Source organism: Ruegeria sp. CDSA193, from assembly GCF_059611885.1.
Window position 1 is genome coordinate 166,021 of the sequence record NZ_JBXWPN010000006.1, and the last position, 24,748, is coordinate 190,768.

The 24,748-nt window shown below is 57.2% G+C and carries 25 protein-coding genes and 3 tRNA genes; 13 read left to right on the top strand and 15 right to left on the bottom strand.

Annotation, left to right across the window (positions count from 1 at the left end; genetic code table 11):
* Positions 1-2: 2 nt before the first annotated feature.
* Positions 3-470: a division/cell wall cluster transcriptional repressor MraZ gene (gene mraZ / locus AC2FLG_RS13210; protein WP_496706545.1), complete on the bottom strand. Its 468-nt coding sequence runs from the start codon at positions 468-470 to the stop codon at positions 3-5.
* A gap of 917 nt (positions 471-1,387) precedes the next feature.
* Between mraZ and AC2FLG_RS13215 the strand changes: the two genes are divergently transcribed.
* Positions 1,388-1,612: a DUF1127 domain-containing protein gene (locus AC2FLG_RS13215; RefSeq protein ID WP_142635057.1), complete on the top strand. Its 225-nt coding sequence runs from the start codon at positions 1,388-1,390 to the stop codon at positions 1,610-1,612.
* 394 nt (positions 1,613-2,006) lie between these two features.
* On the opposite strand, the gene AC2FLG_RS13220 is transcribed toward AC2FLG_RS13215, so the two are convergent.
* Entirely contained in the window at positions 2,007-4,403 is a 2,397-nt protein-coding gene (locus AC2FLG_RS13220) for an ATP-dependent helicase (protein ID WP_496706547.1), read from the bottom strand.
* Between the two features lie 181 nt (positions 4,404-4,584).
* Between AC2FLG_RS13220 and AC2FLG_RS13225 the strand changes: the two genes are divergently transcribed.
* Positions 4,585-6,372 carry a sensor domain-containing diguanylate cyclase gene (locus AC2FLG_RS13225; RefSeq protein ID WP_496706731.1) on the top strand — a complete coding sequence of 596 codons (1,788 nt, stop codon included), beginning with the start codon at positions 4,585-4,587 and terminating at the stop codon, positions 6,370-6,372.
* 601 nt (positions 6,373-6,973) lie between these two features.
* Entirely contained in the window at positions 6,974-10,411 is a 3,438-nt protein-coding gene (locus AC2FLG_RS13230) for a pyruvate carboxylase (protein WP_496706549.1), read from the top strand.
* Between the two features lie 53 nt (positions 10,412-10,464).
* Here AC2FLG_RS13230 and AC2FLG_RS13235 read toward each other — a convergent pair whose 3' ends face one another.
* Together AC2FLG_RS13235 and AC2FLG_RS13240 are read right to left on the bottom strand one after the other, a co-directional pair.
* Complete coding sequence (locus tag AC2FLG_RS13235; RefSeq protein ID WP_496706551.1) at positions 10,465-11,301, bottom strand: hypothetical protein; 837 nt, start codon at positions 11,299-11,301, stop codon at positions 10,465-10,467.
* Positions 11,302-11,527: 226 nt separating this feature from the next.
* The gene (locus AC2FLG_RS13240) at positions 11,528-11,911 is read right to left on the bottom strand and encodes an MAPEG family protein (RefSeq protein WP_496690910.1); all 384 of its coding nucleotides are present in this window, start codon (positions 11,909-11,911) and stop codon (positions 11,528-11,530) included.
* Between the two features lie 201 nt (positions 11,912-12,112).
* Here AC2FLG_RS13240 and AC2FLG_RS13245 point away from each other — a divergent pair.
* The 3 genes from AC2FLG_RS13245 to AC2FLG_RS13255 all read left to right on the top strand — a co-directional run bounded on the left by AC2FLG_RS13245 (position 12,113) and on the right by AC2FLG_RS13255 (position 12,507).
* A tRNA-Gly gene (locus AC2FLG_RS13245) sits at positions 12,113-12,187 on the top strand.
* 33 nt (positions 12,188-12,220) lie between these two features.
* Positions 12,221-12,295 (top strand) — tRNA-Gly (locus AC2FLG_RS13250).
* Between the two features lie 56 nt (positions 12,296-12,351).
* Positions 12,352-12,507, top strand: a complete 156-nt coding sequence (locus tag AC2FLG_RS13255) for a hypothetical protein (protein ID WP_496701642.1) — start codon at positions 12,352-12,354, stop codon at positions 12,505-12,507.
* Here the strand turns inward: AC2FLG_RS13255 and AC2FLG_RS13260 are convergent.
* On the bottom strand, positions 12,504-12,743 hold the full coding sequence (locus AC2FLG_RS13260) for an Lrp/AsnC family transcriptional regulator (RefSeq protein ID WP_142636899.1): 240 nt from the start codon (positions 12,741-12,743) through the stop codon (positions 12,504-12,506). The two genes, AC2FLG_RS13255 and AC2FLG_RS13260, sit on opposite strands and share 4 nt — an antisense overlap.
* A gap of 154 nt (positions 12,744-12,897) precedes the next feature.
* On the opposite strand from AC2FLG_RS13260, the gene hisB reads away from it, so the two are divergent.
* Together hisB and hisH are read left to right on the top strand one after the other, a co-directional pair.
* The gene (gene hisB / locus AC2FLG_RS13265) at positions 12,898-13,485 is read left to right on the top strand and encodes an imidazoleglycerol-phosphate dehydratase HisB (protein ID WP_496706553.1); all 588 of its coding nucleotides are present in this window, start codon (positions 12,898-12,900) and stop codon (positions 13,483-13,485) included.
* Positions 13,486-14,124, top strand: coding sequence for an imidazole glycerol phosphate synthase subunit HisH (gene hisH / locus AC2FLG_RS13270; protein WP_496690913.1), 639 nt, complete (start codon positions 13,486-13,488; stop codon positions 14,122-14,124).
* 4 nt (positions 14,125-14,128) lie between these two features.
* Here hisH and AC2FLG_RS13275 read toward each other — a convergent pair whose 3' ends face one another.
* Complete coding sequence (locus AC2FLG_RS13275; protein WP_142636876.1) at positions 14,129-14,536, bottom strand: DUF2147 domain-containing protein; 408 nt, start codon at positions 14,534-14,536, stop codon at positions 14,129-14,131.
* Positions 14,537-14,670: 134 nt separating this feature from the next.
* Between AC2FLG_RS13275 and hisA the strand changes: the two genes are divergently transcribed.
* Complete coding sequence (gene hisA / locus AC2FLG_RS13280) at positions 14,671-15,390, top strand: 1-(5-phosphoribosyl)-5-[(5-phosphoribosylamino)methylideneamino]imidazole-4-carboxamide isomerase (protein ID WP_496706554.1); 720 nt, start codon at positions 14,671-14,673, stop codon at positions 15,388-15,390.
* 1 nt (position 15,391) lies between these two features.
* Here the strand turns inward: hisA and AC2FLG_RS13285 are convergent, their stop codons facing one another.
* Complete coding sequence (locus AC2FLG_RS13285; RefSeq protein ID WP_271949511.1) at positions 15,392-15,784, bottom strand: DUF302 domain-containing protein; 393 nt, start codon at positions 15,782-15,784, stop codon at positions 15,392-15,394.
* Positions 15,785-15,954: 170 nt separating this feature from the next.
* Here AC2FLG_RS13285 and hisF point away from each other — a divergent pair, with 170 nt between their 5' ends.
* From hisF to AC2FLG_RS13300, 3 genes are all read left to right on the top strand, one after another.
* Positions 15,955-16,716: an imidazole glycerol phosphate synthase subunit HisF gene (gene hisF / locus AC2FLG_RS13290; protein ID WP_496702060.1), complete on the top strand. Its 762-nt coding sequence runs from the start codon at positions 15,955-15,957 to the stop codon at positions 16,714-16,716.
* Positions 16,713-17,030 (top strand): phosphoribosyl-ATP diphosphatase, encoded by a 318-nt coding sequence (locus AC2FLG_RS13295; protein ID WP_142636868.1) that lies wholly within the window; start codon positions 16,713-16,715, stop codon positions 17,028-17,030. Before hisF ends, AC2FLG_RS13295 begins: the two co-directional genes overlap by 4 nt.
* Positions 17,031-17,091: 61 nt before the next feature.
* Entirely contained in the window at positions 17,092-17,658 is a 567-nt protein-coding gene (locus AC2FLG_RS13300; RefSeq protein WP_496706555.1) for a hypothetical protein, read from the top strand.
* Between the two features lie 4 nt (positions 17,659-17,662).
* Here AC2FLG_RS13300 and AC2FLG_RS13305 read toward each other — a convergent pair whose 3' ends face one another.
* The 4 genes from AC2FLG_RS13305 to rlmB all read right to left on the bottom strand — a co-directional run bounded on the left by AC2FLG_RS13305 (position 17,663) and on the right by rlmB (position 19,957).
* A complete protein-coding gene (locus AC2FLG_RS13305; RefSeq protein ID WP_496690919.1) occupies positions 17,663-18,133 on the bottom strand; it encodes a CoA-binding protein in 471 nt (156 codons plus the stop codon).
* A gap of 201 nt (positions 18,134-18,334) precedes the next feature.
* Complete coding sequence (locus tag AC2FLG_RS13310; protein ID WP_496690920.1) at positions 18,335-18,781, bottom strand: YHS domain-containing (seleno)protein; 447 nt, start codon at positions 18,779-18,781, stop codon at positions 18,335-18,337.
* 108 nt (positions 18,782-18,889) lie between these two features.
* Positions 18,890-19,168 (bottom strand): hypothetical protein, encoded by a 279-nt coding sequence (locus tag AC2FLG_RS13315; RefSeq protein ID WP_142636860.1) that lies wholly within the window; start codon positions 19,166-19,168, stop codon positions 18,890-18,892.
* Between the two features lie 15 nt (positions 19,169-19,183).
* The gene (gene rlmB, locus AC2FLG_RS13320; RefSeq protein WP_271949501.1) at positions 19,184-19,957 is read right to left on the bottom strand and encodes a 23S rRNA (guanosine(2251)-2'-O)-methyltransferase RlmB; all 774 of its coding nucleotides are present in this window, start codon (positions 19,955-19,957) and stop codon (positions 19,184-19,186) included.
* Between the two features lie 116 nt (positions 19,958-20,073).
* Between rlmB and AC2FLG_RS13325 the strand changes: the two genes are divergently transcribed.
* Positions 20,074-20,157 (top strand) — tRNA-Tyr (locus AC2FLG_RS13325).
* Between the two features lie 110 nt (positions 20,158-20,267).
* Here the strand turns inward: AC2FLG_RS13325 and AC2FLG_RS13330 are convergent.
* The 4 genes from AC2FLG_RS13330 to AC2FLG_RS13345 all read right to left on the bottom strand — a co-directional run bounded on the left by AC2FLG_RS13330 (position 20,268) and on the right by AC2FLG_RS13345 (position 24,740).
* Positions 20,268-20,789, bottom strand: coding sequence for a DUF2478 domain-containing protein (locus AC2FLG_RS13330; protein WP_496706557.1), 522 nt, complete (start codon positions 20,787-20,789; stop codon positions 20,268-20,270).
* 70 nt (positions 20,790-20,859) lie between these two features.
* Complete coding sequence (locus AC2FLG_RS13335; protein WP_496706559.1) at positions 20,860-21,525, bottom strand: NnrU family protein; 666 nt, start codon at positions 21,523-21,525, stop codon at positions 20,860-20,862.
* Between the two features lie 105 nt (positions 21,526-21,630).
* Positions 21,631-23,694, bottom strand: a complete 2,064-nt coding sequence (locus AC2FLG_RS13340; RefSeq protein WP_496706561.1) for an ABC transporter permease — start codon at positions 23,692-23,694, stop codon at positions 21,631-21,633.
* Positions 23,691-24,740, bottom strand: coding sequence for a quaternary amine ABC transporter ATP-binding protein (locus AC2FLG_RS13345; RefSeq protein ID WP_496689692.1), 1,050 nt, complete (start codon positions 24,738-24,740; stop codon positions 23,691-23,693). The genes AC2FLG_RS13340 and AC2FLG_RS13345 overlap by 4 nt, the downstream gene beginning before the upstream one ends.
* Positions 24,741-24,748: the final 8 nt, after the last annotated feature.

Consider the following 24,748-nt stretch of genomic DNA (forward strand, 5'->3'; position numbering starts at 1 on the left):
CGTCACGCGTCCCCGACGCCATCTAGGAACACCAAAGGATCGAAATCCTCGGGTTGATCATCCAGCCATTCCTCGGCGGCCGCCAATTCATCAGACTCGTAGGTTTCAGGCTTCCAGATCTGGAACGTGTCGCCAGCGGCAATAAAGAAGGCTTCACCCTCTAGGTCAATCTTGCGGCGCAGCTTGGCGGGTAGAACCAGACGCCCGGTCTCATCCACGTTTGTCGGAAAGGATTGTCCGTGGAACATGCGCTGCAATGTCTTCCGCTGCATTGAACCCCGTGGAAGCGCATCAATCTTGGCGTCAACTTCGTCAATCGCCTGCATGGTATAGCATTCAAGGAATTTGCGCCGGTGGTCGCCATAAACAATTACAAGTTCGGGATTGTCACCGGGCTGCCAGTTGGGATCAGAAGCTTCAAGCACACGGCGAAACGAGGCCGGGATCGAGACCCTGCCCTTCGTGTCCACCTTATGGTGGCTTTCACCTCTAAACCTGCGCGCCAAGACGACTGTCCCTTTCGCTTGCGCCCCACTTGAAATTCTCACTCCCCCCAGAATTAAAACGGCGGGTTGATCTGCTGCCACTGATCAACCCGCCGCATTGACCCGCTTTGCGGGATGTCCAGCTGCGCGCGCCACCTGGGGGGATGTCTGCTCGCCCGCGCGCCGGATCTCTTGATTGATGAAAGCGAGATGCCTGTATGAAACCTGATTTTATTGGTTCGGGGTCGTTTAGCGCCCCATGTGCCTCGTCCTCATCGGATAACTAAGGGATGACATGGGAATTCATGGAAATCAACAGAAAATTTCTCACATTCACGTCCCAACTCACAATGTACTCGATAAGAAAATGAATGGAAACTCTATTTACACACCAGAATTAGAACACAACCACCCAAAAGCAACCATATATAGACAAATCAGAGAAATTATAAGCGTCCCATGAATTCCCAACTTTTTTCACTTTCATCGATTCCCTGTAGATAGAGCCAGCAAATCCTCCATTCCAAACTACGAATCAACAAAGGTGGCTCGGTTCCCACGCACTCCCAAGTTACTAAAAACCACCTGAACCCACGATTTCCCATATACGCACGACCACAGCCATTCGGCTTCTTCGATAACCGTACCGAAGCAATCGGACCTTACGTCACGATCCTATGGTTTTCAGTGGAACCGCATTAGAAGCGACACCCTTGGCGCAACTCAAACCCATATTTTTAAGGCATATTCGATTGCCAACATTCAACTCTTTGATATCCATGCATTTGCTGCATAGCAGCATTGACGACGTCAACTATTGTGCAATCGCAGCATTTGCTTATTTTCATCCTCAAGCAAACGCCGAAACACTTCGGCACCAACATACGAAACGGGTTACGCAGATGGGTGTAGCAACACAACAAACCGCTCTGAGAAGCGCTCCGGCATTCGGCCTGGCTTCGATGATCGAAACCGCAAAGACCCGGTTTGCACGCTATCGGGCCTACCGCCAGACGGTTAACGAACTGTCCGAGCTGTCCGATCGCGAGTTGGCCGATCTGGGCCTGCACCGCTCAATGATCCGTCGGCTGGCAATGCAGGCCGCAGAAGAACAATTCGCGCGTTAAGCGCACAGCAATACAGAGATCAGACCCTACTCCTCCCTTGGGTCTGTAATCTGCGGCAACGTCTCTCCTCCTCCCTGACGTTGCCGCCTTTTATACCGGCCCTGAACGCCGGAAGCAGATACATCGGGGCTCTCCTCCTCCCTGCCCTGATGTTGAAAGTACGCGGCGACGTCTCTCCTCCTCCCTGACGTCGCCGCGTCTTCCTCATACCGGGATCAAACCCGGGTTCGGATACATCGGGGCTCTCCTCCTCCCTGCCTTGGTGTTGAAAAGAACGGCGGTTTCCTTCCTCCTCCCTGGGAACCGCCGTTTTTCGTTTCTCTCAAAGAAAAAGGCGCCCACCCAGGCGCCTTTCAAAACATTGAGCATGCGCCGTCAGGCGCATTCCTTTTGGTTAAAACGGAACGTCGTCCTTCGGAAAAAGATACTGGGCAACAACCTTCTTGGTGCCCGCCTTGTCGAACGCGACCTCAACCTTGTCGCCCTCGATGCCCTCCACTGCGCCATAGCCGAATTTCTTGTGAAACACCCGCTCGCCCAGTGTGAAACTTGCCACCGCGGTTGCGTCGATCACCGTGTTGCGTGTTTCGCGCGGTTGCGACATGCCATATTGTCCCTGCCGCGCCTGCAGCCGTTTCCAGCCGGGTGAGTTATAGACATTTGCCTCAGCCGCGCGGGTTTCGATCCCGGCCGACGGCTGCCCCCCGCCATAGAGCCCCGGAGGCGTCAGAACCTCGACATGCTCCTCGGGCAGTTCGTCAATAAACCGTGATGGCATCGAATTCTGCCATTGCCCGAACACCCGGCGGTTGGCGGCAAAGGAAATCGTACAGACCTCTTCGGCACGGGTGATGCCCACATAGGCTAGACGCCGTTCCTCTTCGAGCCCCTTAATTCCGGTCTCGTCCATCGACCGCTGCGACGGGAACAACCCGTCCTCCCAACCCGGCAGGAACACGGCGGGAAACTCCAGCCCCTTGGCCGCATGCAGAGTCATGATCGAGACCTTTGCCCCATCCGTTTCCTTTTCATTGTCCATGACCAGGCTGACATGTTCCAAAAACCCTTGCAGGTTCTCGAAATTGTCCAGTTGGTTGACCAGTTCCTTGAGGTTTTCCAGCCGCCCCGGCGCCTCGGGCGTTTTCTCATTCTGCCAATGGGCGGTATAGCCGGACTCGTCCAGCACGATCTGCGCCAGTTCGATATGCGTGTGCTCGGGCGCGTCATAGCGGATCGGAGACACCCCGTCATCAATGAGGGTGTCATCATCCACTTCAATCCGTGGTCCACGTGTCATCGCATTCCACCGAGCCAGCCCGTCGATCAACTCGCGCAGCGCCTTGCCGCCCTTGCCCTTGATCAACTCCTGCTCGACTACGATCCGCGCGCCCTCGACCAGAGACACCCCGTTTTCACGCGCCACCACTTGAATGGTCTGCTGCGCCTTGTCCCCAAGGCCGCGCTTGGGCGTGTTAACGATCCTCTCAAACGCCAGATCATCCTCGGGGCTGACCACCAGCCGGAAATAGGCCATGGCATCGCGAATCTCCATCCGCTCATAAAACCGCGGCCCGCCAATCACCTTGTAGGGCATCCCAATGGTCAGAAACCTATCCTCGAACGCGCGCATCTGGTGCGACGCGCGCACGAGGATAGCCATTTCGTCCAAGTTCATCGGGCGCACGCCACGCGTCCCGCCCTGCATCGCGTCGATCTCTTCTCCGATCCAACGCGCCTCTTCCTCACCATCCCAATGTCCAATCAGGCGAACCTTTTCACCCTCTTCTCTGTCGGTCCAAAGCTCTTTGCCCAACCGGCTTTCATTGCCCCGAATAACGTTCGAAGCCGCCGCCAGAATATGCGGGGTCGAGCGGTAGTTCTGTTCCAGCCGAACGACAAAAGCGCCGGGAAAATCCTTCTCGAATCGCAAGATGTTGCCCACCTCGGCCCCGCGCCAGCCATAGATCGACTGATCGTCATCGCCAACACAGCAGATATTCTTATGCCCCCCGGCCAGCAGACGCAGCCAGAGATATTGGGCGACATTGGTATCCTGATACTCGTCGACAAGGATGTAGCGGAACCAGCGTTGGTATTGCTCCAGCACATCCGGGTGGGTTTGAAAGATCGTCACCACGTGCAACAGCAGATCGCCGAAATCCACCGCATTCAGCTCACGCAGGCGGGTCTGGTATTGGGCATAAAGCTCAATGCCTTTGTTATTATAAGCTCCGGCATCCGCAGCAGGCACCCTATCTGGCGTCAGCGCGCGGTTTTTCCAGTCATCAATGATCCCGGCCAGCATCCGCGCAGGCCAGCGTTTGTCGTCGATATTGGCTGCCTGAGTCAGTTGCTTGAGCAAGCGCTTTTGGTCATCCGTATCCAAAATGGTAAAATTCGACTTGAGGCCCGCCAGTTCGGCATGGCGGCGCAACAGTTTGACGCAGATCGCGTGGAACGTTCCCAGCCACGGCATCCCTTCGGCAGGTCGGCCCAGCATGCGCCCGACCCGTTCTTTCATCTCGCGCGCGGCCTTGTTGGTGAAGGTCACGGCCAAAATCTCGTTCTCGCGTACCCGATGCGATCTGAGCAGATGGGTGATCCGCGCGGTCAGTGCCTTGGTCTTGCCCGTGCCGGCACCTGCCAGCATCAAAACCGGACCGTCCAGCCGCTCGACCGCTTCGCGCTGTGCCGGGTTGAGTTCGTTCAAATAGTCGGCAGCCACCGCAGGCATCGCCCGCGCCGACAGCGATGCGCCCTCGAAGGCGTCCATTTCGTCAAAACTGCTCATACTCTCAAACTACGCCGGATGGGCGCAAAGGGAAAGGCTTTGTTCACGGCTTGTTCACAAGCTTTTAAGATTTTCCTTGCGTTCAATTCTAACCAAATGAAGCGGTGTTCGACTGATGCCATTAACTCTCTGTAAAGCCTTAGGTCAGATGCTTGGCTCAAAGGTTTGGGAGCATATGGATATGGCATTGGCTGAGCGGGGGACGATCAATCATCGACTCAAATGGACCGGGATCACCCTATTGCTGATCAGCCTCGCCATTGGTGCAGGTTGGGGTGTCTATAGGCTTCCTGCGCCCTTGGTGGAACGGATGCTGCGGACAGATATCCTCAAACAGTCAGAATTGTGGAAACGCAGGGTTGTTTTGCACCTTGAAGACCCCGAAACAACGCTGCGAACCGGCCATATAGACGGGCATGACGCAGAGTTTCTGACCTCGATGCCCGAAGCATCGGATGTCTACCGGTTCAGGTTGTTCGACACGAGTGGACGCGTGGTCTGGTCCACTCGTCAAGGTGAGGTCGGCCTGCGCGAAGACAGCGCGTTCTTTCGCGCCGATGTTGCCCGGGGAATGGTGCACTATTTACAAGAGGTTGTGCCCCTATCCGAGATTGACGGCCTGGACTTGCACACAGGCAACATTCAGAACTCCAGTGCGCATCACATAGTCAAAGTCTTTATGCCGGTTACAAAAAACGGTCGCTTCATCGGTGCGATAGAGTTTTTTACCGATATCTCGGATTTGCGGGCGACCTTCATAACCCGGCTGAGAATTTCGCTGATCGTTCTAAGCGGTGTGGCCCTGTTGGCGCTGGCGATGGTGTCATTGGTGACCTACAGGACCAACCGGGCGCAACTGCGCTCTTTGCACAAACAATCCGAGAAAGAGCGTGATCTGATGGCTGACCAGTTGCGGCTGGCGCGTGAGGTGCGGCTGCTAGGGGAGCTGAACGAGTGGCTGCAATCCAGCCGTTCTCTGGATGAGCTGTTCGACATGGTCTCACGTTTTATGACCCATATCCTGCCCGAAGCAGAGGGCAGCGTTTACGTCTACTCGAACTCGCGCGATGTGCTTGATGGCTGCGCCAGTTGGAACGGCGGCACCCATAAGGCACATATCCACCCAGAGGGTTGCTGGGGCCTGCGCCGAGGACGCACATATGAATTCGGCGCCTCAGAGATTGACTTCATCTGCGAGCATGCCGAACCGCATGACGGGCGCCAATATTTCTGCTTTCCGATTCTGGCTCATGGCGAGACGGTTGGATTGTTGCATCTTCGGGCACATGAAAACTGCGAAGAAGAGTTTCACGTCAGCAGGAAACTGGCGCAGCTCTGCGCTGAACAGATCAGCATGGCCATTGCAAATGTGAGGATGCGCGATCAGCTGCACGACCAGTCCGTGCGTGATCCTTTAACCGGACTGTTCAACCGTCGTCATATGACGGAAACCCTGCGCAAGTCTATTTCACGCAGTCAACAGACCGGTGTACCGCTGAGCCTGATCGCCGTTGATGTCGATCATTTCAAGAAGTTCAACGACACTCATGGCCATGATGCAGGCGACATGGTGCTGCGCGCAGTCGGAGCCGCCTTGGAACAGGGCTGTGACCGGGACGAGGTTGCCTGCCGTATTGGTGGTGAGGAATTCATGCTGATCTTGCCGGACAACACCCCGGATGACGCGGTGAGCCGTGCCGAGAAATTACGGCAGTCGGTCGAAGCGGTCTCGGTCCGATACGGTGACAAGTCGCTGCCGCGAATAACGATTTCGGTTGGTGTATCGCATTACCCGGCGCATGGAACCATGCCGCAAGATTTGATGCGCGCCGCCGATGACGCGCTGTATATGGCAAAAGACAAAGGACGCAATCAGGTGCAAGTCGCCAAGGGAACGCCAACCGAAACCGGGTCCGCTGATAGCAACGGCCAAAAGGTTCGGACTTCAGGCCCAGTCGCGGCGGCGTGAAGCTCTAGCTAATACTTAGCAAAAACTCCAGTTACCCGGCGCCTGACTGCGCGGGCAAGGTAGCCACTTCTATACTTGTTAGCTTTCTCCAAGATCTTGGCCACATCGCGATCTTGCCAACCGTCCTAGCCAGCCCTATCGCTTTTGAGCGGCACAATCCCCAGACTCATAAACGGTCGGTGATCTTTCAGAGGATCGGATAAAGAAGTGACGCAATGATTTGAGGCAAGCGGTACGCAAACGATCTGCCCAAAACCTCTCGGGGCTGCACATCCACGATAACCGGACACGGTCAGGCCTTTCATTCCCAACGTGCTTGAAGTCAATCGGCTCGGCACCCGGCACGACCATGCGCGCAACTTGCCTGCTATGTCGAAACTTGGGAAAGCACCTGCCGACCGTGGCCAAAAAGTCTTTAATGAACACGCCAAATCAAGCCGCAATTCACCAGTCTTGATGCCGCAGCGCAGCAAGGCTATCAAGCATTCACCAACAGGAGGCGTTTGCGAGCGTTAACATGCCGGTTCTACCCAAATCACCGATATACCTGCGCGTATTGTTCGCCTAGAAGTTCGCCAAACAAACAGGACCGGGACCTGATATGACACATTTCGACAAGATCCTGATCGCCAACCGCGGCGAGATTGCTATTCGCGTGATGCGCGCTGCGAATGAGATGGGCAAACGCACAGTCGCCGTATATGCGGAAGAGGACAAGCTTGGCTTGCACCGTTTCAAGGCGGACGAGGCCTATCGCATCGGCGAGGGGATGGGGCCGGTTGCCGCTTACCTCAGCATTGACGAGATTATTCGCGTGGCCAAGGAATGTGGTGCGGATGCCATCCACCCGGGCTATGGCTTGTTGTCGGAAAACCCAGATTTCGTGGATGCCTGCGTCCAGAACGGGATCACCTTCATTGGACCAAAGGCCGAAACCATGCGCGCCTTGGGCGACAAGGCCAGCGCCCGCCGCGTGGCCATCGCCGCCGGAGTTCCGGTGATCCCAGCGACCGAAGTGCTGGGCGACGATATGGACGCGATCCGGTCACAAGCCAAAGAGATCGGATATCCCCTGATGCTCAAAGCATCCTGGGGCGGAGGTGGCCGCGGCATGCGCCCAATCGAATCCGAGGACGAACTGGAAGAAAAAGTCCTGGAAGGCCGCCGTGAAGCCGAGGCTGCCTTTGGCAATGGCGAGGGCTATTTGGAAAAAATGATTATCCGCGCCCGTCATGTCGAGGTGCAGATTCTGGGCGACAAACATGGCGAAATTTACCACCTGTATGAGCGCGACTGCTCGGTCCAGCGCCGTAATCAGAAAGTCGTAGAACGCGCGCCTGCCCCGTATCTCAGCGAAGAACAGCGCGCGGAAATCTGCGAACTGGGCCGCAAGATTTGCGCCCATGTAAATTATGAATGCGCAGGCACCGTCGAGTTCCTGATGGATATGGAAACCAGCAAGTTCTACTTCATCGAGGTGAACCCGCGCGTTCAGGTGGAACATACCGTCACCGAGGAAGTCACAGGTATCGACATTGTGCAGGCACAGATCCTGATCGCCGAGGGTAAATCGTTGGCCGAAGCCACCGGCGCCGCCAGCCAAGCGGATGTGCACCTGAACGGTCATGCCCTTCAGACCCGGATCACAACCGAAGACCCGCAGAACAACTTCATTCCCGACTACGGTCGCATCACCGCATACCGCTCGGCTACTGGCATGGGTATTCGCCTGGATGGCGGCACGGCCTATGCGGGTGGTGTAATCACGCGGTACTACGACTCTCTGCTGACCAAGGTCACGGCCTGGGCCCCGACGCCACAGGCCGCGATTTCGCGAATGGACCGAGCGCTGCGCGAGTTCCGTATTCGTGGCGTCAGCACCAATATCGACTTTGTCATCAACCTGCTGAAACACCCGACCTTCCTGTCGAATGAATACACCACCAAGTTCATTGACACGACGCCCGAGCTGTTCACCTTTAAACGACGCCGTGACAGGGGCACCAAGGTTCTGACCTATATTGCGGATATCACCGTGAATGGGCATCCCGAAACCAAGGATCGTCCCGAACCGCGTACCGATCTGAAAGAGGCCAAGGCCCCGGCCCTGAAAAGTGAACCGCAGATGGGCACCCGCAACCTGCTAGAACAAAAGGGCCCGCAGGCGGTGGCCGATTGGATGAAGGCTCAGCGCCAGTTGCTGATCACCGACACCACGATGCGCGACGGGCACCAGTCGCTGCTGGCGACGCGAATGCGGTCGATCGACATGATCAAAGTGGCCCCAAGCTATGCGGCCAATCTGCCGCAGCTGTTCAGCGTCGAATGCTGGGGCGGCGCCACTTTCGATGTGGCTTATCGGTTCTTGCAGGAATGTCCGTGGCAACGTCTGCGTGACCTGCGCGAGGTGATGCCGAACCTGATGACCCAGATGCTTTTGCGCGGTGCAAACGGGGTTGGATACACCAATTACCCCGACAACGTGGTGCAGGAATTCGTTCGTCAGGCGTCAGAAAATATCGACGTGTTTCGCGTCTTCGACTCTCTCAACTGGGTCGAAAATATGCGTGTCGCAATGGATGCGGTGGTCGAGAACGGTAAAATCTGTGAAGGCACCGTTTGCTATACTGGCGATATTCTGGACCCGAACCGTGCCAAATATGACCTAAAATACTATGTTGGCATGGCGAAAGAGCTGCGCGATGCCGGGGCTCATATTCTGGGCCTGAAAGACATGGCCGGCCTGCTGAAACCAGCCTCGGCCAAGATTTTGATCCGTGCGCTGAAAGAAGAGGTCGGGTTGCCAATCCACTTCCACACGCACGACACTGCCGGTATCGCCAGCGCCACCATTCTGGCCGCCTCCGAGGCGGGTGTGGACGCAGTGGATTGCGCGATGGACAGCTTCAGTGGCAACACTTCTCAGGCGACATTGGGCACTGTGGTCGAAGCGCTGCGCCATACGGAACGCGACACCGGTCTGGACATCAAGGCCATCCGCGAAATCAGCGACTATTTCGAGGTGGTCCGAGGCCAGTATGCAGCCTTTGAATCCAGCCTGCAGGCCCCTGCATCCGAGGTATATCTGCACGAGATGCCCGGTGGCCAGTTCACTAACCTCAAGGCTCAGGCGCGCAGCCTTGGCCTGGAAGAGCGTTGGCATGAAGTGGCGCAGATGTATGCGGACGTGAACCAGATGTTCGGCGATATCGTCAAAGTCACGCCTTCGTCAAAAGTGGTTGGCGATATGGCGCTGATGATGGTCAGCCAGGGGCTGACGCGCGCCGATGTCGAAAACCCGGACTCGGATGTGGCCTTCCCGGATTCGGTCATCGACATGATGCGCGGCAATCTAGGGCAGCCTCCGGGCGGATTCCCTGATGCGATCATCAGCAAGGCGCTTAAGGGCGAAAGCCCCAACACTGACCGCCCCGGCAAAGACGTACCCCCGGTCGATCTGGAGGAAACGCGCGCCGAGCTATCCAAACAACTGGACGGCAAAGAGGTCGATGACGAGGATCTGAACGGATACCTGATGTATCCCAAGGTGTTCCTTGATTACATGGGTCGCCATCGGATCTATGGCCCCGTCCGCACCCTGCCCACGCGCACATTCTTCTATGGAATGGAGCCCGGCGAAGAGATCGCCGCGGAAATCGATCCCGGCAAGACTCTGGAGATTCGCTGTCAGGCGATCGGTGAAACCGATGAAAATGGTGAGGTCAAAGTGTTCTTTGAACTGAACGGTCAGCCCCGTGTGATCCGGGTGCCAAACCGTCTGGTGACGTCAACCACGCAGGCCCGACCCAAAGCGGAAATCGGCAACCTCGCACATATCGGCGCACCGATGCCGGGTGTCGTGGCAACCGTTGCGGTTACTTCGGGACAAGAGGTCAAAGAAGGCGATATGCTTTTGACCATCGAGGCCATGAAGATGGAGACTGGCATTCACGCCGAAAGGGACGCCGTAGTCAAAGCCATCCACGTTCAGCCAGGCGGTCAAATTGACGCCAAGGACCTGCTGATCGAGCTGGAATAGCAAAAAAAGGCGCGCCTCTGGGGCGCGCCTTTTCCATTTCATTGGGTTAAGGTTCAGCCGTCTACGGTTTCTTCTTCAACCTCATCTTCGACCAATGCATTTTCTGTTTCATCATCAGAAACATCATAATCCGCAAGCGCCGGCAGACCCAGCAGGTCGTACAGCTCGTTCAGGGCGTCGTCAGACAACTCGCGACCGCCGGTCAGAGTATCCAGAGCCTCTTGCGGGTCAGAAGATCCGGCCAGGTTTGTCTCGGCCTCCTCGACAGCCAGCTCAGCCTCTTCGACCGCGTCGTCGTACTTGTCCTGAGCGGTGATGCCCTCGGCAAGCTCGTCCTCGGTCGGCTCATAGGCCTCTTCGATCTCTTCTGCGGTCAGTTCCTGCAGGTCTTCCAGTTCGTCGTTCTTATCCTGCAGATCTGTCGTCGCGTCGGTATGACCAAGGATGTTCTGCTGATAAGAGTACAGCTTTCCTGGCATACTGTTCGGGGACGCATTCATAAGAGCCGTTTGGCTGGCATAGGCCGCGTTCAGACCTTTAAGCTCCGATGCAATTTTGCCGTGCTTGTTGGGGTGAACCGGCTTCTCATCAACGACAGCAGTGGTAACTTTGGTCATCTTGGCAGGTTTCTTATTGCCCCTGACCAGATTACCAATCGAAGCGACCAGCCCGTTTTTCTTTTGAGTCGTAGCGCCCGTTTTGGCAGTTTTTTGCTTTTTCAGGCCAAGACTGGCGAGCAACCCTTTGCCCGTCCCCTTTTTACCCGAGGACTTGCCACCTTTCACCTGTGAGGACTTGTCGCCAGACTTATCCGCGCCGTTCCCATTTCCACCACCATTGCCTTTGCCAGCGCCATTGCCTTTGCCGCCACCATTTTTGGCGATGGCCATATCAGGTGCGGCAACAACTGCCACAAAGCTTACAGCGCCAAGCAGCAGAAATGAGGTGCAACTACACGCGAAAGTAACAAGAACCGCTTCATATTATTCACCTGTCCTTCTTGAGCAGTGGCAGCAGATACCACAAAATCAAGCACCTGAGACAACGTTGACAGTTAGTTAATAATTGAATCTGGGTAAAACGGTGGCCTTTTTCGGCGTGAGCGACCCACCGCGCTCACACCGCCAGCACAATATTGGCTATTGCAGCTACGAGGATTGAACCAAATGTCAGCAGCATTCCGATTTGCCTGAGGATAACGATCTGCGGAGACCTGCCAAACCCATATGCATGAAGCAGGCGACCACCCAGCAAGGCCAATCCCAACAGGTTCAACAGCAACCCGCTGGCGCCCTGCAATTCAACCATCGCCATCAATAACAGCGCAAACGGCGCGTATTCCGCGAAATTGCCATGAGTTCGGATCGCCTTGATCATTTGACCCTTGCCACCATCCCCGTATGAGACCTTTTCGCCCCGTCGGTGGCCAATGACCCGAAGGCTCAGCGCCAGATACAAAAAGGCGGCCAATGCCGCATAAACAGGTGTAATTGTCAGCATGGGTGGCTCCGTCTATTAATATTCCTAAGCTCTGGGCGAAGCTTAACGCGGAATCTCGACCGGTCCAGTTGAACCGGGCTGCTGCTACGCGAGGTCAAGTCTGTCTGGATTTCCTCCGCACGAGAAGATTTTTTGCAAAAGTCGCGTTTTTCCCCTTGCAGCTTTCCGCCAGAATTAATACTTCACGCCTCACTCAACGGCGCGGGCGTAGCTCAGGGGTAGAGCATAACCTTGCCAAGGTTAGGGTCGGGCGTTCGAATCGCCTCGCCCGCTCCATTGAGAGGTCTCCGGACCAAATATGTATCTGATGCGGGCGTAGCTCAGGGGTAGAGCATAACCTTGCCAAGGTTAGGGTCGGGCGTTCGAATCGCCTCGCCCGCTCCAGATACAAACCCTCTCACTCAACGCTGTTTTCTTATGGCGCGGCCTGCTGAAAAAGCATGACCCGCGTATATGTTCATATGCCGCAACCGAACAAAGCCACCTTCACATTGGCCGCGCGGGCGGCGCGTAAGAACGTCTTTGACACCGCGCCGAAGCACTCCAATCACGACCCGGACCGAATCTTCCGCGTGACCACGTTTGAGCAGGGCTAGAAGGCCTTGAACGTCATTGTGGTCAGCGAGCGTTCTATACCCGAGATCACCAGCAGATTTTCATTGATGAAATGTCCCACATCCTCGGCCTCGGGGATGTAAAGCTTCAGCAGCAGGTCATATTCGCCGCTGGTAGAGTAGAGCTCCGAGTGGATTTCGCGCAACGCGATCTCTTCAGCCACCTTGTAAGTGGTGCCGGGTTTGCAGCGGATCTGGATGAAAACACAAGTGGACATGGGCCGAGCCTTGTTGGTTGAGTTGGCCGCAGGCTGACATGGGCTGCGCCCGGGCGCAATCCCCTGCAACAGTTTGCGGCGATTGCGACGGATGGTCTGGATCAACCCGCCCTACCCCGTCTATAAGCACGCCTGTAGTAAAAGGAATTCGCCCATGCGCAGCGCAAAGATCAGCCGTCAGACCGCCGAAACCGAGATCACGGTCGAGGTCAATCTGGATGGGACCGGCCAGTATGACAATCAGACCGGCGTCGGTTTCTTTGACCACATGCTGGATCAGTTAGCGCGCCATTCTCTGATCGACATGACGATCCGTGCCAAGGGCGATTACCACATCGACGACCACCACACGGTCGAGGACACCGGAATCGCACTGGGGCAAGCGTTGACACAGGCCTTGGGCGACAAAAAGGGCATCCGGCGGTATGGCGAATGTCACCTGCCGATGGACGATGCACAGGTGCGCTGTGCGTTGGATCTGTCAGGGCGACCGTTTCTGATCTGGAACGTAGACCTGCCGACACCCAAGATTGGCGCCTTCGACACTGAACTGGTGCGCGAGTTCTTTCAGGCGCTGGCCACTCATGGCGGCATCACGCTGCATATCGACCAGTTGCACGGGTTCAACAGCCACCACATCGCAGAAGCGGCGTTCAAAGCTGTCGCGCGCGCATTGCGCGACGCGGTTGAGACCGATGCGCGCAAAGCAGATGCGATTCCGTCGACCAAGGGCGCGTTGTAAATGCTCACCGCCATTATCGACTATGAAAGCGGCAATCTGCATTCCGCTGAAAAGGCGTTTCAGCGCATGGCGCGGGAACTGGACGCCGGCGAGGTCGTAGTAACTTCAGACGCGGATGTCGTTGCACGCGCCGACCGGCTGGTGCTGCCCGGCGACGGCGCTTTCCCTGCCTGCGCGGCTGAGCTGCGCGGGCACAAGGGTATCTATGACGCGATGGTCGAAGCGGTCGAGCAGAAAGCCCGCCCATTTTTGGGTATCTGCGTGGGTATGCAGCTGATGGCCTCGAAAGGTCATGAGTACACTGACACCGATGGGTTGGACTGGATTGCCGGGGATGTGGTGCAGATTGCGCCGTCAGACCGGTCGCTGAAAGTGCCGCATATGGGTTGGAACGATCTGGTGTTGGAAAGCGAACACCCTGTCTTTGCCGGGGTCACATCAGGCGATCACGCCTATTTCGTCCACTCATACCATTTCCGGGTCAGCGATCCGGCACAGCGTCTGGCCTATGTGGATTACGGTCAGGACGTCACGGCCGTAATTGGCCGTGACACTATGGTCGGGATGCAGTTCCATCCTGAGAAAAGCCAGGATGTGGGCCTGCGCATGATCGGGAATTTCCTGACCTGGACGCCCTGAGTGGTTACTGAACCCGTGTCCAGTCCTGCCCGCGACACACCAATCCACCCGCAACACAACCTTTGACGGTCAGCTTGTTCTGGCTGTCCAGGGTCATTTTCGAGCTGTAGGTCTTGTCTCTGTCCGGAGCCCAGATCTTGCCCCCGCCATAGGTGCCGTCGCCATCGGGCACCATATCCCAGATGATCTGTTTGCCGAGGTTTTCATATTCAAGCTGTTCATTCCCGTCTTTGTCAAAAGCGGTATCGATGGTACCGCAAATCGCGCTGCCGCATTCGGCGATCGAAACATGCAGATATCCGCCGGTGTCTCCGGGCTGGGTTTTCCAAAGACCGTCAACCGGGTCGGCCATCGCCGCTCCCGAAATCAGAGATGCCAGCCCCAAGGCTGCTGCAAAAGTTGTTTTCTTCATAAAATCCTCCCTATTTGACCAGCAGTCTGGCGCGCTGGTGGACGTGGGGCAAGATTGACTTTGCGTCGCGTTGCATCCCCTGCCCTGCCTGTGCGATATCCCGCCGGGAAAACAGCGATTCAAGGCCTGACAACATGATCCTCTATCCTGCCATCGACCTCAAAGACGGACAGGCCGTGCGCCTGCTGCGCGGAGAAATGGACAAAGCGACCGTGTTCAATGAAGACCCCGCCGCCCAGGCCCGTGCCTTTGTCGACGCGGGGTGCGAATGGCTACATCTGGTTGACCTGAACGGTGCCTTTGCCGGTGAGCCGGTCAACGCCGCCCCAGTCGAGGCAATTCTGAAGGAATGCAACGTTCCCGCCCAGCTTGGCGGCGGTATCCGCGACATGGCCACCATTGAAACCTGGATCGACAAAGGTCTGGCCCGAGTGATTCTGGGCACAATCGCGGTCGAGAACCCGGATCTGGTGCGCAAGGCGGCCAAAGCCTTTCCCGGCAAAGTTGCCGTTGGCATTGATGCCCGCAACGGCATGGTCGCGACCAAAGGCTGGGCTGAAGAGACGAATGTGCAGGTCACTGATCTGGCGCGCAGCTTCGAGGATGCCGGCGTTGCTGCAATCATCTATACTGATATCAACCGCGATGGCGCGATGCAGGGCCCTAACATTGAGGCCACCGCGGACTTGGCCCTTGCCGTATCGATCCCGGTGATCGCGTCAGGCGGCGTCAGCTCATTGGATGATCTGATTGCTCTGCGTGATTGCGGTGTGGAACTGAACGGCGCGATTTCCGGCCGGGCGCTGTATGACGGCGCGATTGACCTGGCAGAGGCCATTCGCGCCCTGACCTGATTTACTGCGCGGCAGCCGCAGTCAGCTTTGCCAGCGCCCCGCGCATTTTCTCGATGATGGGAGAGTTTTCGACCGCGTCGAACTCATCCATCGTCTCTTTTGGATCTTCATAGATCAGCCAAACCTGACCGTCGGCATCTTCATACGCTTGCACCTTGAGCGGCAGGAACAGTCCGGCACGCGGGTCGATCTGCATTGCAGGCGTACCCAGCGCAGGATTGCCGAAGATCAGCACCTGATTGGGTGGTATTGGCGTTCCGACCTTTTCGGCCCCGGCCGCGTGGTCAACCCGCGCAAAAACCGTTGCACCCGCGTTGCCAATCGCCGTCTCAAGCGCGTCCAGCGCCTGTGTCACCGATTTGTCGGTCTTCATCTTGATGATATCGTCAGCCATTGCGGCAGCTGCTCCTGCGAAAATGAAAGTGGTTGCTAAAAAGAGTCTACGCATCTCATTGATCTCCTGATGAATTGGGGACAGTTTTCACAGGTTCCAGAGTTGTGACAATCACAAGTCTGGCATCGGCGGGGCTTTGCCGTTAGAGGTGCGCCAACAAAGGACGAGAGATGCTGAAAACCCGTATCATACCCTGTCTGGATGTCGCCGATGGCCGCGTTGTCAAAGGTGTTAACTTTGTTGGCCTGCGCGATGCGGGTGACCCGGTGGAATCCGCCAAGGCCTATGACGCGGCAGGCGCTGACGAGATTTGCTTTCTGGACATCCATGCCACCCATGAAAACCGCGGGACCATGTTCGATGTGGTGCAGCGCACAGCGGAACAGTGCTTTGTACCCCTAACCGTTGGCGGCGGCGTGCGGACCAAGGAAGACGTGCGCGCTCTGTTGCTGGCCGGTGCAGACAAGGTCAGCTTCAACTCGGCGGCAGTGGCAAACCCGGATGTGATCTCCCAAGCCGCCGATCAATTCGGCAGCCAGTGCATCGTCTGTGCCATCGACGCCAAGACCGTAAGCCCCGGCAAGTGGGAAATTTTTACTCATGGCGGACGCAAGCCCACTGGCATCGACGCGGTTGAGTTCGCCAAAACCGTCGTCGCCAAGGGCGCGGGTGAGATTCTGCTGACTTCGATGGATCGCGATGGTACCAAAGCCGGGTTCAACTTGCCGCTGACACGCGCCATTTCGGATGCTGTGAATGTACCAGTGATCGCCTCGGGCGGGGTTGGAACTCTGGATCATCTGGTCGAAGGCGTCACCGAAGGCGGTGCCAGCGCTGTCCTTGCCGCATCGATCTTTCACTTCGGCGAATTCACCATCCGCGAGGCCAAGGAGCACATGGCCGCCGCTGGCATCCCGATGAGGCTGACATGAGCATTCTGCACGAGCTGGCCCAAACGATTGAGGCCCGCAAAGGGACGGATCCTGAAGGCAGCTGGACCGCCAAGCTGTTGGCCAAAGGCCCCGAGAAATGCGCCGAGAAATTCGGCGAAGAGGCGGTTGAGGCCATCATCGAGGCGGTCAAGGGCGATCAGGCCAAGCTGACCTCAGAGGCGGCGGATGTACTGTATCACCTGCTGGTCATGCTGGCCGCGCGCGATGTGGCGCTGGATGATGTGCTGGCCGAACTGGCCCGGCGTCAGGGCACCAGCGGCATCGCGGAAAAGGCCGCGCGACCCAAGGGGTGACGCAGGTGTTGTCGATCCATTATTCTGATCCTGACAGGTTCGCAGGTCAAAGGGCGCGCAGATGATCAGAGCTTTGGTATTTGGGCTGGCGCTAGCCGTTCTGGGGTCCTGCGCAATTGCCCCGCCGTCCACCAGTGATGAAGTTCAGCGCCTGGCGTCTGAAATCCGCAACCTCGGGCCTGACATCGACCCTGAAGAGGCCAACCGCGCCGCGCGCATTGCCTATGCCTACACCGATCAACTGGCTCAGGAATATCAGATCACCGACCCGCCACTGATCCACAATGCCAAAGTCAACAAGGGCCTGAAGCCGCGCGGACTGTGTTGGCACTGGGCCGAGGATATCGAACGGCGGCTGGATCAGGAAAACTTCCAGACGCTGGAAATGCACCGCGCCATCGCTAATGCCGACAACCCGTTCCGGATCGACCACAGCACGGCAATCATCAGTCGCAAAGGCGAGACAATGTATGACGGTGTTGTGCTGGACCCCTGGCGCTATGGCGGCGTGCTGTACTGGACGCCCTTACAACAAGACACGCGCTATGACTGGGTTCCGCGCGAAGTGGTTCTGGAAAAGCGGCGTTTGGAACAATTCGGCGAACTGCAACCATATCTCGGTGAATAACCGCTCAGAGTTTCGACGAAATCATTCCGGTGGCAAAACCACCCATGCGCAACTCACCAAACAGGCGTTGATATTCGATCTTGGGACAGCGGTTCATTACCACATCCACCCCACGCGCCTGCGCTGTGGCCGCGGCCGTGGCATGCTCAATCCCGATCTGCATCCAGATTGTGCGCAGATTGGGGAACGCCTCTAACGCCTCATCGACAATGGGCGGGACGGCTTCGGACCGGCGGAAGATATCGACCATGTCTACCGGTTCGGAAATCTCGGACAGTGACACACGGATTGTCTGGCCAAACAACATCTTGCCCGCATGGCCGGGGTTCACAGGGATCACTTTGTATCCCTTAAGCGACAAATACCGCGCCACATAATAGCTGGGTCGCACCGGATTCATCGACACGCCCGCCACAGCAATGGTTTTTGTACGCTTTAGAATCTGGGTCAGGAATTCATCGGAATATTCAGTCATTTGGGCACCCTAGTCGCCCTTTCCAAAAGAAAAAAGCGCCCAGGAATACCTGAGCGCCAGTTGTTGGAACGAGGGACAGTGAAATGACCCGCGGCAGTTCCGTTCCGCGGTCACTGTGACATTTAAGCATGAGTTCGGAGAAAAAAAGAGGTAGCGCGCAATTTTGTGATGACAGATCAGAAAAAAGCGGTCGCCGGCCGATTATTTGTACAGAACGCTCGGCCAATGCGCTTCGGCCTCGCGGATATAGGCGGCGGTATCGGTCTGCCAGATGCGCTCGATTTCGGGCGAGTGGGTAAGATACAGCCGACCGTCAATCACCTGCCAAATAGTCGGATCGGTGCTGACAAGCTCTCCTTGCGCCATTGCGAAGGCGCAGTACCCGCCGAACTGAGGTGCATAGGCACGCGGATTCATCTCAAACGCATCCCGATTCTCAGCGGTGGCAAAGTGCCATTCAGCGCCTTTCCACATAACCGCGTATTCAGGCTGACCCCGAACAGGTGTTTCGCCATTGAAATAGGACACCGCATCATATCCGGCCATGGCTGCACCGTCCGTCCGATAGAAGACGGGCAGATCCTGCGCAAACGCAGGAAGAGCAATCACACTGGCGGCAATCGCGCCAAAAAGGAAACGTCTGTTCATGGTCATCGGATCACAAATAGAAACTCAGGGTATCAAGATGCAATTTATTATCGCAACTGAAACCCCTTTTAACGCGCTTGTGAACATTCGAACCGGCAACGCCAGCCTTTAGTCGAAAATGTCCTCGATCACATCCCAGGCTTCATCCAGCACCCGTGAGAAAACGCCTTTTTTCTTCTTCTTTTTGCCTTTGTAGGGACGATCCTGCTTGGCTGTTTGACGGTTCGCCTTGGCATCGTCCAGTTTGCGCTTTGGCATCATCTTGAGGTTATGCAGCGGGGCACCGCAGCTTGAACAACTGAGCTCTTGGCGCTGCGTGCCTTTTAGAACAAGCGCTGCCCGGGTCCCACAGTAACAGCAGGTCGCAATTTTGGATGGCGTGGAAATGACGTTCTCCTGTCGTTATCTTTGCCTAGAAGCATATAGGGCAATCGCCGCCGCATTTGAGACATTGAGAGAACCAAACCCGCCCACAGCGTCAATTTTGACCAACTTGTCGACGGTTTCTTTGGTTTTTTGCCTCAGGCCCGGCCCCTCTGCGCCCAACACCAATGCCACTGGCTGGTCCGGGTTACCTCTCAAGGCGGCCTCGATCGTGTCGTCCGCCTCGCCGTCCAGTCCTAGAACCAGAAACCCCATTCCCTGCAACTCGACAATGGCATCAGCCAGGTTACGCACCCGCAAATAGGGTTGACGTTCCAGTGCGCCGCTGGCGGTCTTGGCTAGCGCGCCAGTTTCCGGCGCCGCGTGATGGCGCATACCGACTACAGCGCTGGCTCCAAGAACCTCAGCTGACCGTAGAATCGCTCCGACATTATGGGGGTCGGTTACGCGGTCTAACAAAATGACGCGCGGGTGTTCGCGCCCGATGCAGTTTTCCGCCAGACCACCCCATTCCAAAGGCTTAACCTCAAGGGCCGCGCCCTGATGAACCGACCCCGGGTCAATCGGAGCGGTAAATTTGCGTGGATCAACCATCTCGGGCTCAATACCTGCAAATTCAATGGCTTCCACCAGCTTGTCCCGCGCATTCCGCGTCACAATCAGGTGCAATTTTGTGCGGTTTGGGTTCATCAGCGCATCCCGCACCGCATGCAGACCAAACAGCCAAACAGTTTCGGATGCGGCAGCTTTGCGCGCCTGTTCTTTTTCGACGACCCACTTGGGTTTCTTCATTTCTTTGGCCTCCGGGCCGCGAATTCGGTTTCCTGCGTCAAAGCAGTATTTTCCTGTTGACGCTCCTTTAGAGCGCTAGTAATCACGCCTCCACGTCAGGTGCAACGCCTGACAGTGGGCGACAGGCCGCAAGGTGTGGCAGGGGACTGTAACTCCCTCGCGGAGACGCACGCCTGGTTCGATTCCAGGGTCGCCCACCATTTTCTTCCAGACATCTAGCAAGCTTTGCCAGCGCGAGTGATGGATGGTTGATCACACCGCACCATGCAGAAATTGGCAGGACCGATGGCCCCGCCTTATGACCGTTCTGTCAGGCGGCAGCTTCACGTTGCGCAGTGACCCGGTCAAACCAGGCCAAGATCGCCTCAAGGTCGGGCTCAATCTGCTCGGCACCGCCGCCCGTGAATTCTTCGAATTTAGCCGCGTTCAAGCCGTTCACCCCGACAAGAACCGGAATGTCCTGCGCCAGTGCTTCAGCGATGACCGGGCGAAAACCGCGCCCATCCGCCTCGTGCTTGCCGAACTTGTTAACGATCAGCAAATGGGGATTCTCTGCCAGCGATGCCCTCACGTATCCAACTGCCCGCTCAAGTGCCGCAGGGTCCAGACGGCAGCCGCGCGACTGTGTACCCAAAGATTGCGAAATCCGGATGGTCTCTCCCTCTGGCAGGACACGGACGTCCATGTCGCACTTGCTGCTGTCGGCGCATTCGGTGTTGGTTTGCACCACACCCGCCAACTGCGCATCTGCGGCCAAAAGGCGATCCGCAGCCGCGCTCAGCAGACGGTCGGTTGCACCGCGGTCGGTGGTCGTAACATAGGCGAGGTACATGCAAATCCCCTTGTCGCAACAATTCGAAACATCAAATAGCACGCACGACCCGCCCCGACCACCACTCAGCTTATGGCAGCGGAGACAATCCGATCACCGGTTCGTGTAGGTGAAGCAGGATTGCAAATGCCACCAGCGCTACAAACCCGATCCAAACAGGCGGCCAAGGGCGTGGCGCACGCAAAGAAAACCTTGCAGTGTTGCGCGACAGCCGACCCCATTCAGCACCCATCTGACGGGACTTGCGTCGATCAATCAGCGGCAGCCCCATCGCAGCAAATACCGCAAACAAACCGAACAAAATCACGTGGGACAGGCTGCCATTGGCCAGCAGATGAGCGACAGCCCACACCAACAGTGCCACCAAAACCGGGTGGCGCGTGGTGCGCAGAATGCCGGGCTTTTCCGGATCGAACGGGCGCTGGCCTAAACCACCAAATGAAAACGGGTTCTGGATCGTCAAGCCCGCAACCGCGAGCCAGCACACAACGGGCATTATCAGAACGGGAATCCAGCGGAAAATCCAAATGGGTGGGATCACCTCGACATACGGGGCTTGCGCTGCGGCGATGATCAACCAACCCAGAACCAGCAGAGACAAGATGGAATAAGCCACGAAATACCCGCGCCGTCCGAACGTAGTGATCAGGCGGTCGCGCACAGCGGGGCGCGCTGGTATCGCATGGGTCGCCAGAAACGCTATCAGTGCAGCAAAGAATAGGGGCCAGCCCGCCATGGTAGTCTCCGATCATTTGCGCCAAGTTTAATCACCTGCGCCGGAACGTCCTTGCCCGAAATCAAAAGAGGCAGAGAGGCGGTTGTTCCGCCTTTCTGCCGATGTTTACAGGCCCAGCGCCTTGCGACGTTCCTCGGCAAAGCCCTGCACGATGCGGTCAGCTATCAGCGCAAGGATAGCCATCGCCGCCCCTGCTGAAATCCCCAATCCCACATCCGCCTGCCCCAGCGCCAGATAGATCGACTGGCCCAGACCGGTGGTTCCGATCAGCGCAGCGATCACCAGCATGGCAAAGGCGTAAAGGATGGTCTGGTTCAGACCCAGTAAGATAGTCGGGGCAGCATAAGGCGCGCGCACGTCACGCATGATCTGCCACTCGGTCGCGCCACTAGAGATGGCGGCCTCCATCATCTCATCCGGTGTGTTGACCAGCCCGTGCCGTGTGTAGCGGATCATCGGAACAACGGCATAGGCGCAGATTGCCAGAAAGGCCGAAAACTCGCCGATCTGAAACACCATCAGCACAGGAATCAGGAACACGAACAGTGGGATCGTCTGCAACATGTCACAGACGGGGCGGACCACCTTCCAAACAGGCAACCAGACCGCACTGGCAAGACCAATCACACCACCGACTACGGCACAAGAAAACACCGCAGCACCGCTCAGATACAGCGATAACAGCGCGCGTTCCCACAGGCCCGAGACAAGAATGGTACAGAGCAATCCGACCGAAAGCGCCGCCAATCGCCAGCCCCCTGCCACCCACCCCAACGCGGCGGCGGCAGTCAGAACGAAAGGCCAGGGCAGATTGGCAATGCCGGTTTCGAGCATCCCGATCAGGATCAGCATCACAAGCCCGCCGGTCAGATGTCCGCGCCATGCCATTAGCACAGCAATCGCTGCGGCGGCGGCGAACAGGCCATAGCTCATCACGGGCGTCCACTGAAAACCCCATGTGAACGGCAGCACGGCCTGGTCCAAACCAATCCGAAGCGGCAGCAGCACATAGAACAAAGAGTTGTTCTTGAGCGCGTCAAGCCACGGCCCATTAGCCTGGGTAAACGCCGTCAGCCCGCCGTCAATCACCCCGGCCAGCGGGTCGAGAATGGTCAGTTCGGACGGGTTCGGCAGCCTGGTCCAAAAGACAGCGGTGAACAGCACGGCAACGCCAATTACTGCCCAGGCGACACGCTGGTCATAGCGTTTACGTTCGGTCGCCAGCGTCCCGCTCATCCGGTCGATGACGACGGCAAAGACCACGATCACCAGACCGGCCATCAAGGCTTCGCCGAACTGTGCCTTGCGCATGGTCAGAAGAACCTCCCAACCGATATCGTTGAAGCCGCCAATGACGGCTGCGATGATAACCATCGACAGCGCAGCCATTAGGCACTGGTTCACACCGACCATGATCTGCGTGGCTGCAGCCGGGATCTCGACCTGAAACAGCTGTTGAAACCGCGTGCCGCCGGACATGATGGCAGCCTCTTTGATTTCCGGTTCGACCCGCTCCAGCCCCAACATCACGTTGCGCGCCATCGGAGGGGCCGCATAGATGGCCGAAGCGATCAGCCCAACCACAGGACCGAAACCAAACAGCAGCAGCAGCGGCGTCAGATAAGCGAATGTCGGCACGGTCTGCATCACGTCCAGCACGGCCTGCACAAATGACTTCACGCGCGGAACTTCGTTGGCAAGGATGCCGATAGCTCCGCCCATGATCAGCGCAACCGGCACGGAAACGGCCACTAACGCCAGGGTGTTCATACTTTCGGCCCAATAGCCCGATGCCAACACAAAGCTAAGGCCCACAAAGCCCAGCGCCGCCATCGGCAAGCCGCCCAAATACCAACCCAGCGCAGTCACCAGACCGATCAGGATGGGCCATGGCGTATTGCCAAGCACAAAGTTGGCCCAGTTCATGGGATAGGCCATGAGATCGGAAAACAGCCGCGCCGCCGGTTTGATCCCGTTCAGGAACCAGTCCAGAAACGTGCCTACCCATTGCGTTGCAGGCAGTTCCCAGCCTGCGGGCCATTTGACCAGCCAGGGCGCGACGCCTTCCAGCGCCAGACACAGCGCACCGACGATCACTGTGATCAGTGCGGCGCGCGCGCCAATGCTCATGCGCGCCTGCGGCACAGAAACTTCCGTCGCTACAGTCATGTTTCATCAACCTGCAGGGCGGCGGCCAGATCGGACGGATGAACCGTTCCGACGATGTTACCATCGGCATCCCTGACGGGCACCGGTTCGTATAACTCCATGCAATGCGCCAATGCAGCATCTAATGTCATCGAGGTTGTCAGGCCAGGGTCATCTGGTCCCCGCTCTCCGTCTTGGCGCATGACCGATGCGACCTTGGCATGCTGACCCTTGGCGACATCCTTTGAAAACTCTCGCACGTAATCATCCACCGGGCGCAGTACGATATCGGTGGGTGTACCGATCTGGACTATCTTGCCGTCGCGCATGATGGCAATCCGGTCGGCCAGTTTCAGCGCCTCTTGAATATCGTGGGTGATGAAGACGATGGATTTCTGCAGCGTCGCCTGAATGCGCAGGAATTCATCCTGCAACTGACGGCGGATCAAGGGATCGAGGGCCGAGAATGGTTCGTCCAAAAACCAGATATCGGGGTTCACGGCCAGAGACCGGGCAATCCCGACGCGCTGCCGCTGACCACCCGAAAGCTGACGCGGGAAGCTGTCTTCGCGCCCTTCCAGCCCGACCAACGAGATCACCTCCTGCGCGCGGGCCATCCGCTCTTTGCGGCTAACACCCTGAACACGCAGCGGATAGGCGACGTTTTCGGCAACGGTCATATGCGGGAACAGGCCGAAATGCTGAAATACCATGCCCAGCTTTTTGCGGCGCAGCTCGGTCATGGCTTTCTTTGACGCGCCGATGACGTTCTCGCCATCCACACGGATTTCGCCACCTGTGCCCGGCAAAAGCTGAGAGATACAGCGGATCAAAGTGGACTTGCCCGATCCGGACAGGCCCATGATCACAAACAGCTCGCCCTCCTTGACCTCGAAATTGGCATCCTGAACGGCGGGGATGAACCCGTTTTCCCGCAGATCGGCAGCGGCTTTGTCAGCGTCATTCCCTGACCGAGACAGCGCGTCGGTCAGGGCTTTGTCAGCGCCGGGGCCAAACACCTGCCAGAGATTCTGGCAGGCGATGGCTGGCGAATTTACGTCAGTCACTGATGTCA